Annotated in this window: 17 protein-coding genes; 6 read left to right on the top strand and 11 right to left on the bottom strand. The window is 42.1% G+C overall.

The genetic code is table 11. The annotated features are described in order from the left end of the window. Positions 1 to 235 precede the first annotated feature (235 nt). Positions 236 to 877 carry a hypothetical protein gene (locus ZOBGAL_RS13410; protein WP_231854761.1) on the top strand — a complete coding sequence of 214 codons (642 nt, stop codon included), beginning with the start codon at positions 236 to 238 and terminating at the stop codon, positions 875 to 877. A gap of 9 nt (positions 878 to 886) precedes the next feature. On the opposite strand, the gene ZOBGAL_RS13405 is transcribed toward ZOBGAL_RS13410, so the two are convergent. From ZOBGAL_RS13405 to ZOBGAL_RS13360, 10 genes are all read right to left on the bottom strand, one after another. Next, positions 887 to 2,050: a sigma-54-dependent transcriptional regulator gene (locus ZOBGAL_RS13405; RefSeq protein WP_013994171.1), complete on the bottom strand. Its 1,164-nt coding sequence runs from the start codon at positions 2,048 to 2,050 to the stop codon at positions 887 to 889. 12 nt (positions 2,051 to 2,062) lie between these two features. After that, positions 2,063 to 2,956 carry a DUF6268 family outer membrane beta-barrel protein gene (locus tag ZOBGAL_RS13400; protein WP_052725554.1) on the bottom strand — a complete coding sequence of 298 codons (894 nt, stop codon included), beginning with the start codon at positions 2,954 to 2,956 and terminating at the stop codon, positions 2,063 to 2,065. Between the two features lie 4 nt (positions 2,957 to 2,960). Continuing rightward, positions 2,961 to 3,854 (bottom strand): mechanosensitive ion channel family protein, encoded by an 894-nt coding sequence (locus ZOBGAL_RS13395; RefSeq protein WP_046287492.1) that lies wholly within the window; start codon positions 3,852 to 3,854, stop codon positions 2,961 to 2,963. 2 nt (positions 3,855 to 3,856) lie between these two features. Then, positions 3,857 to 5,185 (bottom strand): ABC transporter permease, encoded by a 1,329-nt coding sequence (locus ZOBGAL_RS13390; RefSeq protein WP_013994168.1) that lies wholly within the window; start codon positions 5,183 to 5,185, stop codon positions 3,857 to 3,859. Continuing rightward, positions 5,178 to 6,116 carry an ABC transporter ATP-binding protein gene (locus ZOBGAL_RS13385; protein WP_013994167.1) on the bottom strand — a complete coding sequence of 313 codons (939 nt, stop codon included), beginning with the start codon at positions 6,114 to 6,116 and terminating at the stop codon, positions 5,178 to 5,180. Before ZOBGAL_RS13385 ends, ZOBGAL_RS13390 begins: the two co-directional genes overlap by 8 nt. Positions 6,117 to 6,299: 183 nt before the next feature. Then, positions 6,300 to 7,418, bottom strand: a complete 1,119-nt coding sequence (gene dnaJ / locus ZOBGAL_RS13380; RefSeq protein ID WP_013994166.1) for a molecular chaperone DnaJ — start codon at positions 7,416 to 7,418, stop codon at positions 6,300 to 6,302. Positions 7,419 to 7,427: 9 nt separating this feature from the next. Beyond that, on the bottom strand, positions 7,428 to 7,991 hold the full coding sequence (locus ZOBGAL_RS13375) for a nucleotide exchange factor GrpE (RefSeq protein ID WP_013994165.1): 564 nt from the start codon (positions 7,989 to 7,991) through the stop codon (positions 7,428 to 7,430). A gap of 202 nt (positions 7,992 to 8,193) precedes the next feature. Then, positions 8,194 to 9,159 carry a TIGR01777 family oxidoreductase gene (locus ZOBGAL_RS13370; protein ID WP_013994164.1) on the bottom strand — a complete coding sequence of 322 codons (966 nt, stop codon included), beginning with the start codon at positions 9,157 to 9,159 and terminating at the stop codon, positions 8,194 to 8,196. A 127-nt stretch (positions 9,160 to 9,286) separates the two neighbouring features. Further along, positions 9,287 to 9,946, bottom strand: coding sequence for a tRNA (5-methylaminomethyl-2-thiouridine)(34)-methyltransferase MnmD (gene mnmD / locus ZOBGAL_RS13365; protein ID WP_013994163.1), 660 nt, complete (start codon positions 9,944 to 9,946; stop codon positions 9,287 to 9,289). A 1-nt stretch (position 9,947) separates the two neighbouring features. Beyond that, on the bottom strand, positions 9,948 to 10,442 hold the full coding sequence (locus ZOBGAL_RS13360; protein WP_013994162.1) for a DUF4920 domain-containing protein: 495 nt from the start codon (positions 10,440 to 10,442) through the stop codon (positions 9,948 to 9,950). Between the two features lie 105 nt (positions 10,443 to 10,547). Between ZOBGAL_RS13360 and ZOBGAL_RS13355 the strand changes: the two genes are divergently transcribed. Further along, positions 10,548 to 11,612: a branched-chain amino acid aminotransferase gene (locus ZOBGAL_RS13355; protein ID WP_013994161.1), complete on the top strand. Its 1,065-nt coding sequence runs from the start codon at positions 10,548 to 10,550 to the stop codon at positions 11,610 to 11,612. A gap of 103 nt (positions 11,613 to 11,715) precedes the next feature. On the opposite strand, the gene ZOBGAL_RS13350 is transcribed toward ZOBGAL_RS13355, so the two are convergent. Further along, a complete protein-coding gene (locus tag ZOBGAL_RS13350; RefSeq protein ID WP_013994160.1) occupies positions 11,716 to 12,102 on the bottom strand; it encodes a pyrophosphohydrolase domain-containing protein in 387 nt (128 codons plus the stop codon). A 608-nt stretch (positions 12,103 to 12,710) separates the two neighbouring features. Between ZOBGAL_RS13350 and crcB the strand changes: the two genes are divergently transcribed. The 4 genes from crcB (at position 12,711) to ZOBGAL_RS13325 (ending at position 16,155) form a co-directional block, all read left to right on the top strand. Further along, positions 12,711 to 13,082: a fluoride efflux transporter CrcB gene (gene crcB, locus ZOBGAL_RS13340; RefSeq protein WP_013994158.1), complete on the top strand. Its 372-nt coding sequence runs from the start codon at positions 12,711 to 12,713 to the stop codon at positions 13,080 to 13,082. 292 nt (positions 13,083 to 13,374) lie between these two features. Beyond that, complete coding sequence (locus ZOBGAL_RS13335; protein ID WP_013994156.1) at positions 13,375 to 13,713, top strand: P-II family nitrogen regulator; 339 nt, start codon at positions 13,375 to 13,377, stop codon at positions 13,711 to 13,713. Positions 13,714 to 13,740: 27 nt separating this feature from the next. Continuing rightward, complete coding sequence (locus tag ZOBGAL_RS13330) at positions 13,741 to 14,973, top strand: ammonium transporter (RefSeq protein WP_013994155.1); 1,233 nt, start codon at positions 13,741 to 13,743, stop codon at positions 14,971 to 14,973. 114 nt (positions 14,974 to 15,087) lie between these two features. After that, positions 15,088 to 16,155: a porin gene (locus ZOBGAL_RS13325; protein WP_013994154.1), complete on the top strand. Its 1,068-nt coding sequence runs from the start codon at positions 15,088 to 15,090 to the stop codon at positions 16,153 to 16,155. The last annotated feature ends 37 nt before the right edge of the window (positions 16,156 to 16,192 follow it).

Here is a 16,192-nt window from a genome sequence, read left to right as displayed (position 1 = left end):
TTGAACGGTAGTGAATTGTTAAAAAAAATGACCGTTCAACAAAAGAAGTGTCCGCTTTATCCAAAATATCCAAGGAGCCCTACCATGCATCGAAAAATTTCGTCTGTAAGCTACTGGCGGGCTTAACTTTACATTGTATTAACCCCAAATTTTTACAGCCGAAAATTCCTACTATATGAGGTTATTTTACCGAATACATTTTATCTTCACATTTTTGTTTTTCTCCTCGTTCGCAATGGGTCAAGCCTGCGAATACGCCAATTCAAATATCGGCTACGTCAAAAACCAGACGAACAAAGCACTTTCGATGCACGATTTGAAAATGACAAAGTTTTATACCTATAAAGCCTTGACCGCCCTTGAAAAATCAAAAAAACAAATTAAGGACTGTGGTTGCGAGTACGCTACCGACAGTATGATCGAAAATATAGAGTATTTGAAAAATGCGACCCGAGCAACATCGATCAACGGTGCGCGCATACTGCTCAATAAAGCCCTCGATTATACCCAAGAAAGCTTGGATGCCATTGCCAACCATGATGAGCACGGGAGTATTTACGGGTCGAACAGCCTTGCCATGAACGTCACCAAGACCACAAAGAAAACACCCTACAACGAAGGGGTCGTAGACCAGTCAGAAATACGGGCGAAAATCGACAAGGCCTTACTAAAGTACAAACACTCCTTAGAAAAGGTCATCAATACGGTAGATTGTGCCGAGGCCCGACTCTTTGCACAACGGATTTACGAAAATTGTGAACAAGAACTTTTAAAGCCCAAGCTGTCGGAAGGCAAAAAATACTACAATCTAAAAACCAAGGAGATTACGGCCAAGGCCTTACAAAGCCTTGGAGAGTGCAATCAGTTATCCAAGTAGCGAGGTCTATTACTTACTGGCAAAAAGTTTGACATCTTCTTCAGTAACCTCACTTCCGCCCAAGATTATCAATCGTTCCACAACGTTTCTGAGCTCCCTGATATTACCTGTCCAGTCATAACTCTTTAAAAGCTTGATCGCTTTTGCAGAAAAAGCCTTAGGGGCTATACCTTGTTCATTGACTATTTTTTTCGCGAAATGCTCTATAAGCAAGGGAATATCGTCTCGCCTATCGTTCAAGGAAGGAACCTTTATAAGAATAACGGCCAGTCGATGATAGAGGTCTTCACGAAAGTTCCCCTCTTCGATTTCCTTTTTTAGGTCTTTGTTGGTCGCCGCCAAGACACGTACATCGACCTTAATATCCTTATCGCTACCTACGCGAGATATTTTACTCTCCTGCAATGCCCTGAGGACCTTGGCTTGCGCCGACAGGCTCATATCGCCGATTTCATCTAGAAATATCGTTCCCTTGTTGGCCGCCTCAAATTTACCCGCACGATCTTTCACCGCCGAAGTAAATGCCCCCTTTACATGTCCGAAAAGTTCGCTCTCTATAAGCTCGGAAGGAATGGCCGCACAATTGACCTCTATAAACGGAGCAGCGCTACGTTGGCTCTTTTCATGGAGCCAATGGGCTACCAGTTCTTTTCCGGTACCGTTTGCCCCCGTTATAAGCACACGGGCATCGGTAGGTGCCACTTTTTCTATCATATCCTTAATGATGGTGATTTCTTCGCTCTCACCGATCATTTCATAATTCTTACTGACCTTCTTTTTCAAGATCTTATTCTCGACCACCAATTCCTTACGGTCCAGCGCATTGCGCACCGTGGTCAAAAGGCGATTTAAATCGGGTGGTTTTGAAATATAGTCAAAAGCCCCTATTCGCATCGTATTGACGGCCGTATCGAGGTCTCCATGCCCCGAAATCATGATAAAAGGGGTCTCCGGCTTAATTTTTCGGGCCGCTTCGAGTACCTCAACACCATCCATCTTGGGCATCTTAATATCACAGAGCACTAGGTCATAATCATTGTTCTTTACCGCTTCCAAACCTTTAAGGCCATCTTCGGCCTCTTCCAATTGATAGGTGTCGCTTTCTTCGGAAAGGATCTTTACCAACACCCGTCTGATCGCGGATTCATCTTCGATTACTAATATTCTAGGCATAATATCTTGAATTTAGAGTCCTATTCTAAACCCCGTTCTAAAGTATAGACTGGGATTATCGTTTAATGTAAATATATCATTTCTATCGGCATCTCTCAACACCCCGTCTTGAAACACCGTATGACCGGCATAGGCATAAATAAAGGTATTTGCGGCGAGCCTAAACTGATACCCCACGGTTACCAATGCGGCAGACGACGATACCGACGAGGCACTAACGGTATTCGGAAGCACTATATTATTCTGAAGATTTACATAGTATCCGTCAAAAATAAATTCGGTTTGAAACTGATGCCTTTCCTTGAGGTGGAATTTCATTCCGGTCTTAGGTATTCCTACTACAAAGCTCCAACTTTTGCTAAAGCGTCTTTCATAATAAAAAATAGGTAGGGGGATACGAAGGGCCACCGTAGAATTATAGGCCACGCCCAACACCAAAATCATAGGCTTGTCTATGTTTTTCTTTTCCTTAAAAAAGCCGACCGTGGCATTCACCGAAAAATCACCATTTTCCAAAGGATTGGTCAATGTGGATGCCAAACGTGGGGTAACCACACCGATAAAGCGCCAATTAGGATTGAATTTCCAAACGTACGCCATGTTAAAATCCAAGACATGGAACTGCTTCAACCCCGCACTACTGAAGGGAAGCTCCCTTTCCAAATTATAGGCCAAGCGGTTATATTCGGCCCCTAAAATCACGTTGTTCGAATCGCGCACCTTAATGGGAACGTTAACCAATAGCTTCATTCGCGACAACTCGGCATCGGAATCATTTCTTGGCATCAACATATATTCGGCCCTGATCACATCAGGTGTTTGTGCCAAGCCTACAAAAGACCACAAAAAGAAAAAAATGGTACGGGTAAGGTATCTAATACTTTCCTCCGGTTGAACTGATATCACTATTCTAAAACGGCTTTTGTTGGATTATATGTATATCTCTCTGTGGAAAAGGTATGGAAACAGCCTTCTTTCTAAACTCAGCGTCTATCTTGTACCGTATTTCACTTTTTATCCGAGGATCACTAAAACTATCGGTAATATAGAAGTTCAAAGAAAACATCAAGGCCGAATCGCCAAAATCCTCAAAAATAACGAAGGGTTTCGGACTGTTCAAAACCCCACTTTGATCTTCCGCTATATTTTTCAATATTTTTGTCACCAATTGTATATCACTTCCATAGGCCACCCCTATACGAACTTGTTCACGTGTCGTTTTGTGGTTCTGGGTATAATTGTAAATGATATCGCTTATAAACTTGTGATTGGGTATAATGATTACCTTATCATCTCGGGTTATGGCCCTTGTGGTACGTAGCTTTATCTCAAAAACCTTTCCCACCTTACCATCGACCTCAATAATATCGCCCACGTGCAACGACTTGTCGATAATGATAAAAATGCCCCCAATGATATCTTGAAAAAGTTCTTGAAGTGCCAGACCAAGTCCGACGAACAATGCAGCAGACGCCGTTAGCAAGAGGGTAATATCAATACCCGCAGAGCTCATTGTCAGCAGTATGACCACCAAGTAAACGACATACCTGATAAATTTGAAGACGCTAACGAACTTCAACTGATCTTCTTCCTCCATTCGCCTGGTTATAAGCTTACGCATCCATTTCAGGATATAACCTGTAGCAAAAAATGCAAGGGAGAGCAAAAGCAAAAGACCAATGGTAATATTGATGGTGTTTTCACCCTCGCCAAATCTAATACCCAGGTTGAGAAATTCTTTGATGGCCCCCCAGATATCTTCTTCTATAATCTCTTCTACCTTACTTTGTGTGTCTTGTATCATGTTCAATACCTTAACCACTTGAACAGTTCCTTATAGGTCGGTTTTTTACCGTACATAAGGATACCTACCCGATAAATTTTGGCCGCTAGCCAAACGATACCTATAAAAGTAGCAATTAATAGGATAATACTCGTCACCAGTTCCCAAATAGGAACCCCTCCTTCCCCTATTCCCCCAGGTAAGCGCATCAGCATAACTATAGGTGAGGTTAAGGGAAAAAGCGAAAACCCCACGGCGATGGGGCCATGTGGATTACTGAATACCGAAAAGAAACCTACGTAAATAGCCAACATCAGAGGCATGATTATTGGAAAGATAAATTGTTGGGTATCGGTCTCGTTGTCGACCGCCGCACCAATGGCGGCATAAATAGAACTGTAAATCAGATAGCCCAAAATAAAATAGATCAAAAAGAAGGTAATCAACATGACCCAAGGTATCTTAAAAAGTTCTTGGACATACAATTGCATGGTATGGTCTACCGATGGCATAGCCGGCCCCATATTGGGTGCTACCGACACCCCGGTATTCAAGGCCGACGGGTCAATATCGAATACGGCAAACGATATCAATAACAGTATTCCGGCAGAAACAATCCAAATAGCGAACTGTGTAATACCGGCCAAGGAGGTACCTATGATCTTGCCCAACATCAACTGAAACGGCTTCACCGAAGAAATGATCACTTCTATAATACGGCTCGTCTTCTCTTCTATGACGCTACGCATCACAAAGCCGCCGTATATAATAATGAACATCATGATCAGATAACCAAAGCCGCCTCCGATAAAGGCCTTGAGTTCGGTAATGCCCTTAAGATTGGTTTCTCCGCTGAACGTAGCCGTATTGAGGTCAAAGTTGGCATCCATGGCCGCATAATCTGCCGCTGTAATGCCCAACTCCTGCAAATACCCTTGGCGCAAGCGTTCTTGAAAGGTATTCTCCAAGCGCTGTACCACTTGGGTAGGCGGGGCATCGGGGGTGAAAAAAAACGCGCCCTCGGTCACCGCCTTTAAACTTGTATCCCTAGGAATGTATAACAACCCATCAAAACCGAGCCCCGCTACGGAGTCTTTTGCCGCCTCTAGGGAAATATCCCTAAAATCAACAAATGAAACGGTTTCCGATCCCACAAAATCGTTTGAAAAAAAATCGCTTTCGTTAAGGATGGCTATAATACGTGATTCGTTATCGTTCACTTTGGTCAAATACGCGATGAGAATCACCATGGCGACCATAAGTATCGGACTCAAAAATGTCATTATTACAAAGGACTTATTCCGCACCTTGGCCAAATATTCCCTTTTTATAATAAGCGATAGTTTATTCATGCTCCCCTCCCTTGCTTTGTACCGTTTGTATAAAAATTTCACTTGTAGACGGAATGGTCTCTACAAAATGGTTGATGTTGGCCTTGGTCGACAAATAGGTCAATAATTCACGTGAATCATTGGTCGGCAATTGAAGCGTGAGGTCCAATTGATTTTCCTCTAGGTCGATTTGCGATGCGTTGATGGTAAACTTGTCGCCCAGTTCTTGCAAAAGCACTTCGGCTTGCTCGGTTTGCAATCCTACCTTAAAGATATTGTTCTTATATGCCTTTTTTATATCGGACAACTTACCGTCCAGTATTTTTTCAGAGCGGTGAATCAGTGCAATGTACTCGCAAAGTTCCTCTACCGATTCCATCCTATGTGTAGAAAATATAATGGAGGTACCATTCTCTTTGAGCTTTAGTATTTCATCTTTGATAATATTGGCGTTGATGGGATCAAAACCGCTAAAGGGCTCATCAAAGATCAAGAGTTTCGGTTCGTGCAATACCGTAACGATAAACTGTATCTTTTGGGCCATGCCCTTAGAAAGCTCTTGAATTTTCTTGTTCCACCAATCCCCTATTTCCAAACGCTCGAACCAAAATTTCAACCGTTTTTTTGCTTCGGCCTTTGATAAACCTTTTAATTGTGCCAGATATAAGGCCTGTTCGCCCACCTTCATACTCTTATACAGTCCCCTTTCTTCCGGCAAATAGCCAATTTGGGCAATATGCTCCGCCTTCAAAGGTTGTCCGTCAAAGAAAACCTCGCCTTGATCAGGGTATGTAATTTGATTGATAATACGTATAAGGGTAGTCTTTCCAGCACCGTTAGGCCCTAAAAGTCCATAAATACTATTTTTAGGAATCTCTAGAGAAACTTTGTCTAGAGCCGTATGTTCCCCAAATTGTTTGGTGACCTCTTTAGTGACCAAAATATTGTTCATGCACGCAATTTTGTCAAAGATAGTTTTTTGTCTTTACACGACATTAGCATTGGTCTTAAAAACAAAACCCACCCTTATAGAAATAAGGATGGGAAAAAAATTGCTATGAAAAAGAAAATTAATATTGGTAATCCAATATTAAACCAAATATACGTTTTTTATTTAAAACTCAATAAAATTGAATTAAGAGAACATATCTTTTACTTTTTCAAAGAAAGACTTATCAGATTTCTCAGGTTTTGGCACAAAATTTTCATTGTTCTGCATTCGCTCGAAGAAGTCTCGCTGTTCTTTATTGAGTTCTTTTGGCGTCCAGACATTTACATGCACCAGTAGGTCACCGCTACCATAGCCGTTAATACTGGATATACCCTTACCCCTTAATCGTAATATTTTACCCGATTGGATCCCTGGTTCAAGTTTAATACGCACCTTGCCACCAACGGCATCAATTTCTTTTGATGTACCTAAAACAGCCTCGGAAAAACTGATGTACAGGTCATAATGCAAATTATCCCCTTCACGTTTTAGCGTAGCGTGATCAATGGTCTCTATGGCTACCAACAAATCACCGGGAATACCATTACCGGGAGCGTCATTACCCTTGCCCGGTACTTTTAACTGCATCCCCTCTTCTACCCCTGCAGGAATATTGATTGCTACGGTCTCTTCGGAAACTTTCAGGCCTTGAGCATCGGCGTCGCTCGGTTTTTTGTCCAATATCTGACCACTACCCCCACAAGTGCTACAGGTAGCTGCGGTCTGCATACGTCCTAAGATGGTATTGGTTATTTTGGTAACCTGCCCCCTACCGTTACACGTACCACATGTTTTATAGGTAACGCCACTGGCCTGAACTTTTCGTCTGACCTTTACTTTCTTTTCAACGCCATTGGCCACTTCATCAAGGGTCAGCTTAACACGAATGCGCAGATTGCTCCCCTTGACCCTGCGCTGGCCACCGCCTCCGCCGCCAAAGCCACCGAAACCACCTCCACCGAAAGCACTACCGAAAATATCGCCGAATTGGCTAAAGATATCATCCATGTTCATGCTTCCGCCACCGAAGCCTCCAGAACCATCAAAGGCCGCATGGCCAAACTGGTCGTAACGTGCTTTTTTGTCAGGATTGCTCAGCACCTCGTAGGCCTCCGCAGACTTCTTGAACATTTCCTCCGCCCTAGAATCACCTGGGTTTTTATCAGGGTGAAATTCCAAAGCCTTTTTTCTATATGCTTTTTTTATCTCCGCTGCACTGGCATTTTTACTGATGCCAAGTATTTCGTAATAATCTTCCTTCATCCTTTTCTTTTAGTTTCCGACCACCACTTTGGGGTGACGGATAATTCTATCGCCCAGCTTAAATCCTTTTTCGACTACATCAACAATCTTACCTTTGAGCTTTTTGTTCGGCGCGGGAATCTGTGTAATGGCCTCGTGTATTTCTGCATCAAACGCATCTCCCACCTCAGCATGAACTTCCTCTAAGCCCTTTGATTTTAGGGTTTCACGGAATTTCACCCGAATCAATTCCACTCCTTTGAACATTTCCTTGTCCTCAGATTTGGCCATCTCTTTCAAGGCACGCTCAAAATCGTCCAAGACCGGCAACAATGAAATAATAATTTCTTGCCCCGCTGTTTTGAACAGGTCCATTCTTTCTTTTGAAGTTCGTCTTTTGAAGTTTTCAAACTCCGCGAACAAACGCAAGAATTTGTCTTTCTCTTTTGCAAGATCTTCCCTTAACTGTTCTTCTACACTAAGCTCTTCTTGCATATCTTCTTCTTGTTCTATATCGTTCGCAGACTCTACTTCCGTTTGTTCCTCTTGATCAACAACTTCTTCAAAGTCTTCAGCTTTTTCTTTATCGCTCATTTCTACTTGAATTTGAATTCTCGTGTTTTGGTTGGCAAAAGTACTGCCATTTCTTTAAAAATGTCAAAATGTCACCAAAAAAAGACGGTCCTATGGCCTTCATGACCGACTAGCTTACTTACCACAAACCACACCCATACGCCCTAAAACAAAAAACACCTGCAAATTGCAGATGTTTTGAACGTTAGTATCTTAGAACCGTTTAGGAAACATATTCTTTATTAAAGGTTTGCATACCTGACGCATCGGCACATTCGGCACTTTTATAAATACCTTCAAGGGCAACGCACACGTTGGGATATTCAAAACTAAAACCTTCTTCTTCTATTTTTTTGCAACTGACCCGTTGACTCGCAAAGAGGATGTAGGACATTTTACCCAGCAACAATCGCATGACAAACTTTGGGATGTTGGGCAACCAAAGCGGCCTATCAAACACCTTGGCTATTTCTTTTACCAACTTGGCATTGGTAACGGGATTGGGACCCACCCCGTTATAAACTCCGCTCAGGCCATGCTCCAATACAAAAATGAAGATACGGGCCAAATCGGAAATATGGATCCATGACTGCCATTGCTCCCCACTGCCGAATGCCGCGCCCAAGTAAAGCTTGACCGGTTTGGCCATTTCGGGCAGAGCACCGCCCTTACATGACATGACCAAGCCTATCCTTACCTTGGCTACACTGAACGAAAAACTTTTGAATTTATCGATTTCCTCTTCCCAAACTTTTACAACCTCCCCCAAAAAACTATCATCTACCGCTTTTTCTTCTTCGGTATAGTATCGGCTTAAGGAATCTGGATAAACCCCGATAGCCGAAGCCGAAACAAAAGACAGAATATTTTGATGGTCTACTTTTTCGAGTGCAGAATGCAAGGTTCTCAAAGAATTGACCCTGCTCGAGATAATTTTTTTTCTATAGGCTAAAGTCCACCTCTTCGATATACTGGCGCCGGCCAAATTAATAATGGCCGTAACCCCCTCAAAGCACTCAAGGTCTATCTCGCCCTTGTTAGGGTTCCAATAAAAACCTTTATAATCTGGCTCAGAGGCAATTTTCTTCTTACTTGTCGTCAAATAATTTACGGCAATATCATTTTTATGACATTGCTCCACAATTGCACTGCCCACCAGACCTGTCGCTCCTGTAATCAGTATTCTCATAAGTCAAAGATATACGATCCCAGCACCACCTACACCCCATTTAATTCCGATTTAACACTAAACCACGCCTATATGTTAAGAAAATCCGATATAGCACATTTCCTTAACTTTTAATTAAGTTCCCTAGCTACTTTCGCGCCCTTAACATCTCCCTTTTTCCGGGTGGACCAGGTAGTCGTTCCACCTCAAAACCAACAGCTTGCATGGCTCGCCTTACACTGCCCTTGGCGGCATAGGTGACAAGCACCCCGTCTTTTCGCATGGCCCTGTACATAATGGCGAATATATCCTCCGTCCACAGTTCAGGTTGAACACGGGCCCCGAAGGCGTCAAAATAGACCAGATCAAATGCGTTTTCATCTGTGATATCTGCAAAAAACTTCTGCTCCTTCCGAAGCATGAAGTCATTAGAAATATGAATGTCGCATCCCCAATCCGAGTTATGCATCCGTTTGAAGTCATTTTCATAGGCCTCGGCATCGAGTTCCCCTATATAATTGAGTTGTGCCATTTCCACTTCGGAAACCGGATAGGCCTCTACCCCTGTATACCTTAGCCGACCACCGTTCTTTTCAGATTCGATATACGTTATTAGGGCGTTAAGTCCCGTACCAAAGCCAATTTCCAAAATGGAAATATCCTTTCCGGTAAAGAGGGCCAGTCCGTGTTTTATAAAAACGTGATAAGCTTCTTGTACAGCACCGTGCTTTGAGTGGTATTGCTCGTCCCAATCGGTAATCTGAATGGTTTTGGAGCCATCACCGGTAGTTATGATCTTTCTTTCCAAATCAGTGTTTTTCTATCAAGACCCCGTCCGCCTCAAAACTATAGATTTTCTTGGGCTCGGTAATCTTTTCTATTTCCTCCTTTGGCATACCGGCATCTTTGGCATAGTGTCTTTGGTCCTCTACGCTCATGGCCTCGACAAAAGCATAACCATTGACGGCTACTTCCTTTCCTTGAATATCCTTGGGCATAAAAAAAGCATAGTCCTTAAAACGTACCATGGTCTCTTTTCCATCTTCCAAGGCCAATTTCATCCAGCAGCCTTTCACCTTACAAACATCGGTAACCGTAGCCTTGAACTTTGTTCGCAGCGTATCGTTGACCTTCAATTCCTGAAATTTTTGCGCCATTTCATCGCTTGACAATAGGTCATTGGGTTCCAACCGCTTACCTATCACCTCATAGCCGCCATTCCCTGACACAGCCTTTTCATGTTCTTGGCCTTTGCAAGCAAAAACAAGCGCAAAAACCGCAAGTAAAATGTTAAATACACGCATTTCTGACAAAAATTAGATGAGTAGTGCAAAACTGGACATTTTTAAACGAAAAAAGAAGAACGAATACGGATAAATCGTTAATTTTAATCCTTTAATTCAAAAGTTATGAACTCGACCATGCAAAACATCAGCGTTGAAAAGGTAAAAAAATCAAAGATCGAAGAAGTAGATTTTAACAATCTTGCTTTTGGTAGCGTATTTACCGATCATATGCTGGTCTGCGATTATAAAGATGGCGCCTGGGAAACCCCTAAGGTAATCCCATATCAGCCCATCAGCCTTGACCCGTCGGCAAAGATATTTCATTACGGGCAGTCTATCTTTGAAGGCATGAAAGCCTACAAGGACGACAACAACAAAACATGGCTCTTTAGACCCTTGGAAAACTTTAAAAGATTGAACATCTCGGCAAAACGTATGGCCATACCCGAGTTGCCAGAAGAGTTTTTTATGGAAGGACTAAAGACTTTATTGGAAGTGGACAACCAATGGATTCCACAGACCGAAGGAAGTTCTATGTACATCAGACCTTTTATTTTCGCTTCGGGAAATGGCTTTCACGCCTCTCCTGCCGATGCCTATAAATTTATCATCTGCCTTGCGCCATCCGGTTCATATTTCTCAGGAAAGGTCAAGGTACTTATTGAGGAAAAGTACTCCCGTTCAGCCAATGGCGGAGTCGGTTATGCCAAGACTGGCGGCAACTATGCGGGTCAGTTCTATCCTACCCAATTGGCCGTAGCCAAAGGGTACAGTCAAGTTGTTTGGACAGACGACCACAACCACGAATACATTGAAGAAGCCGGTGCGATGAATATTTTTATCCGCATTGACGATACCCTAATCACCGGCCCTACCAGTGACCGTATATTAGATGGTATTACACGAAAAAGCATCCTTCAACTTGCCGAGAAGAAAGGCATAAAGACAGAAGTTCGGAAAATTACCGTTACCGAGGTTATCGAAGCCGCCAAAAACGGAAGACTCAAGGAAATGTTCGGTGCAGGTACCGCAGCGGTCGTTTCCCCAATTTCAGGATTCGGATACAAAGGAGTCGATTATGACTTGCCCGAGCTTGAATCAAGCTTCGCTTCGCAAATAAAGAAAGACATTACCGATATTCAGTATAACCGTGCCGAAGACCCCTTCGGATGGAGGGTAGGCCTGTAAAAAGCAGGACTTTTTTACGGACACCTATCACTATGAGGATACATAAAAAACGGTCGACCATAAAAATGGCGACCGTTTTTTTATACTTTAAAATCCTTTAAGTTTAGTTTTCAAGTATTTTGGAGATATTGGGCTTAAAATAGTTCGGCCCTTTGAGCACTTTACCATCTTCACGGTAAATAGGCTTTCCATCGGCCCCCAGCTTACTCATATTGCTGCGCTGTATTTCATTGAACACCTCTTCGATCTTATGCTGCATACCATGTTCTATAATGGTACCACAGAGGATGTAGAGCATATCGCCCAATGCATCGGCAACTTCTACCAGATCGTTATCATTGGCAGCCTCCAAATATTCTTTGTTCTCCTCGTCCATTAAATTGAACCTGAGCAGGTTTTTTTTCTCTCCCAAATCGGCCCGCATGGTTTTCGATACCCCCAGTCCGAAAGAAGTGTGAAAAAGTTCGACGGCACTTATTTTGTTTTTCATCTATAGTTGTGTTGATTTAAAAAATAGTTTCTGCCAATAATAGCGTAATTTTGCCCAAAAATAAAGAATATGTTCTCTACCGGACAAATCGTTTTTGCCGCGCTATTTGCGATTAGTTTTATCATAATCATCTTTTTAGCTTACAAAAAAGACAAAAAATTACACGCAAAGAACTACAAAGGCGTAATATGGGTAGGTGTTTTATTTATAACCTTCATAATTATCCTACTCTTTCTTAAGCATTTCCTTAAAAATTAAGACAAATACTACCACTCCGTTAAAAGTGCGATTTTTAACGACCAAAAACCGTTTGTTTGCGTATAATATAACAAATGGCGTAATTTTGCGTTATGTATTCAAAGGGGGTAAATTATGATGACTTTTTTTACAATACTTTTAATATTAGTAGGAGCTAACGCATTGTTTATGGTATTCAGTTTAAACAGCGTATCCAGCGGAGGTAAAAAAACTGAGGAAAACACATCAAAAGATGTGTCTTCTAAAGTATACCCTTTAAACAGTCTGTCTTCCAAATTCAAGAAAGCGGTTTAACCAATAACTCGAACGGGTACTGTTCATCTGATAAATTATTTACGTAATTTGCACCGATGAAACAATTGTTACTCGTATTCTTTGGTGGTGGCATAGGTAGCATACTTCGCTATCTAGTTTCCAAATCACTCAACAATTACTTTCAACATTTCTTTTTAGGTACTTTTTTGGTCAATGTTCTCGGCTGCCTATTGATCGGCTTCATTCTAGGACTCTCCCTTAAGACCAACTATTTGACCCCGAACCAAACCCTCTTATTCGCTACGGGTTTCTGCGGAGGCTTTACCACTTTTTCCACATTTGCATTTGAAAAACACTCGCTTTTAAACTCAGGCGAGCTGACCTTTTTCTTCATTTACCTGATTTCCAGCATAGTAATTGGAATTCTAGCGGTCGCACTCGGCCTTTGGTTATCAAAACTTATATAATTAAGGTTTTTTCAACCAAACACACCCCTCTTTACTAAAAACCTAAAGTTTTAAGCAAGCAAACTGTTATTATTAACCTATCTGGTAGATTTTATCGATTTTTCTAAATATTCCTTCAAAAAATCGTAAATCAGATGGCTAAATATGCATTTTTGATTGTTTTTAATTCAATACCCCCAAATTTTAAGGGGGTATAATTCCTATAAACATAAAAATTAATACATATACCCCCAAATTTTATGGGTGTTAATTCTTTTAACATACATTTGTTTCTCTAATTAATACAACTATTATGAAACAAATCGAGGCAATCATTAGAAAATCGAAGTTTGACGACGTCAAGAAGGCGTTGCATCAAATAGAGGTCAACTTCTTCAGTTACTGGGATGTAACCGGAGTCGGAAACGAAAAGCAAGGTCACGTGTATAGGGGAATCTCTTATAGCACGAGCGACATTCAACGAAGGTATCTTTCTATAGTAGTATCGGATGAGTTTGTGCAGCGTACTGTCGACACCATTCTTGAAGCAGCCTACACCGGCAATGTCGGTGATGGAAAAATCTTTGTTTCAGAAATCATTGATGCTTATAGAATAAGGACCAAAGAAAGCGGGCAAGCCGGAATCAACTAAAAACACCAATAACTAAACTTTAAAAAAATGGACGCAGGATTATTTACAGCAAATAACGTTTGGATGATGTTGGCTACCGCCTTGGTATTCTTCATGCACACCGGGTTTTCCTTTTTAGAAATCGGTCTTACCAGACAAAAAAATACAATAAACATATTATTTAAGAACATCTTTATTATTACAGGTGGACTTTTACTTTACTACGCATGGGGCTTTAATATGATGTACCCCGGTTTCGAAGAAGGATCCTCAGGTATATTCGGATTCGCCGGCTTCGGTATTGCCGCCCCAGAAAACGGAATGACCCCAGAATACGCCGATGGCGGTTACACTTGGTGGACAGACTTCTTATTTCAGGGTATGTTCGCAGCTACGGCAGCAACCATAGTATCCGGTGCCGTTGCGGAACGTATTAAAATCGGTGCCTTTATGATTTTTACCGTGATTTACGTAGGATTTGTATATCCTATAGTAGGCGCCTGGAAATGGGGCGGTGGTTTCTTGGATTCATGGGGTTTCTATGATTTCGCAGGTTCTACATTAGTTCACTCTGTAGGAGGCTGGGCCGCATTGGTCGCTATCTTCTTACTAGGATCACGTATCGGTAAATTCGATGAAAACGGTAAGCCCAAGGCCATACCGGGCCATAGCATACCTATGGCAACGGCAGGTGTACTTATCCTTTGGTTAGGATGGTTTGGTTTTAACGGTGGCTCTGTACTATCCGCCGACCCAGAATTGACTTCCTTAGTATTGGTTACCACAAGTTTAGCAGCAGCAGCAGGTGGCTTCGGAGCCATGATCTTATCTACCATATTATACAAGAACCTCGATTTGACCATGTTCCTTAATGGTATTCTTGGTGGTCTTGTAGGTATCACGGCAGGGGCCGACCTAATGTCCCCCAACGAAGCCGTAGCCATCGGGTTCTTAGCCGGCCTACTAATTGTTCTTGCCGTTTCCTTGGTTGACAAATTAAAACTAGACGACCCTGTAGGTGCCGTTGCCGTTCACTTGGTATGTGGTATCTGGGGAACATTGGCAGTAGGTATCTTCGGAGCCAAAGCCGGAGGCGAACAATTCATGACGCAGCTATATGGCGTGTTGATCATAGGTGTCTTCTGTGTCGTATGCACATTTATCATCTTAGGAGCCTTGAAGTCGATAATGGGACTGAGAGTGAGCAAGGAAGAAGAGATTGAAGGCCTTGACATTCACGAACATGGAATGGACGCCTACCCAGATTTCATAAACGAATAAGCATATTAATTAGAAACGGAGCGTTCTGCCAAACGCTCCGTTATATAACCCTTTCAAAATCTTTACAGATTCCAACTAATCATCCTACAACAGGGATAACTAAATTAAATTCAAATGAAAGCGATTACAAATACAAAATACGTAAAAAATCTATTTTTCCTAGCATTGATGCTTTTCTCTGCAACTGCTGTTGTTGCACAGGAGGAAGAAGAAGAATCAAAGCCAAAATTTTCTTTCAGTGGTTCTGTTGATGCCTATTATAGAGCAAATTTAAATGCACCTAACGGAGAAGATGCCCAAGCTCCAGGAAGCTCATTCGCTAACCTACCAGGATTTGCCTTAGGTATGGCCAATGTTATTGGTGCTTACGAAGGTGAAAAAGTAGGTTTTGTTGCCGATTTGGTTTTTGGCCCAAGAGGAACGGATGCCATTTTTGCTTCTCCAATGTATTCTTCTACCGGAAACATCGTTAACCAGTTGTATGCTTACTGGAACGTAAGTGATGCCGTAACATTAACCTTTGGTAACTTTAATACCTTCTTAGGTTACGAGGTTATCTCTCCGGTTGCCAACTTTAACTACAGCACATCTTACTTGTTCTCATACGGTCCGTTTTCACACACGGGACTAAAAGCTGATTTTGCTTTATCTGATGATTTCAGCTTAATGTTAGCGGTAATGAACCCAACTGACCTTACAGAGTTCAACCCAACAGGACAATATGCTTGGGGTGCTCAGTTAGGCTACAGTGGTCAATACTTGAACCTTCTTATTGATAACGGTTCTTACGAAGTAGATTTCACAGGTGGTTTTGACCTTTCCGATACTTTCTTCCTAGGACTGAACGCTGCTTATTTTGATGGTGACGAAGATGACGGTGTTGGTAGCTTTGCAGGTTTGGCTGTTTACCCACAGTTGGCCACTTCCGACACTTTCTCAATAGGTCTAAGAGGTGAGTATTTTGCTGAAACCGATTCCTTTGGAGCAGTTGGTGGATCAGATGCTGATGGTGACGCAAGTGTATTTGCTGTAACCCTTACCGGTAGCGCAACTATTGGTGACCTGATCATCAAGCCGGAATTAAGATTAGACAGTGCTTCAGAAGAAGTATTCATTGACAATGATGGAAACCCAATTGGAGGTCTTTCTTCTTTTGTGTTGGCTGCGGTCTACTCTTTCTAAAAAAGAATTATAATGGTTAAGTGTTTATAATTTAAAG

Origin of the sequence: Zobellia galactanivorans (assembly GCF_000973105.1) — a bacterium.
Classification (GTDB): Bacteria; Bacteroidota; Bacteroidia; order Flavobacteriales; family Flavobacteriaceae; genus Zobellia; species Zobellia galactanivorans.
The sequence above is the reverse complement of the archived record's forward strand: the minus strand, read 5'-3'. Positions and strand labels throughout refer to the sequence as shown.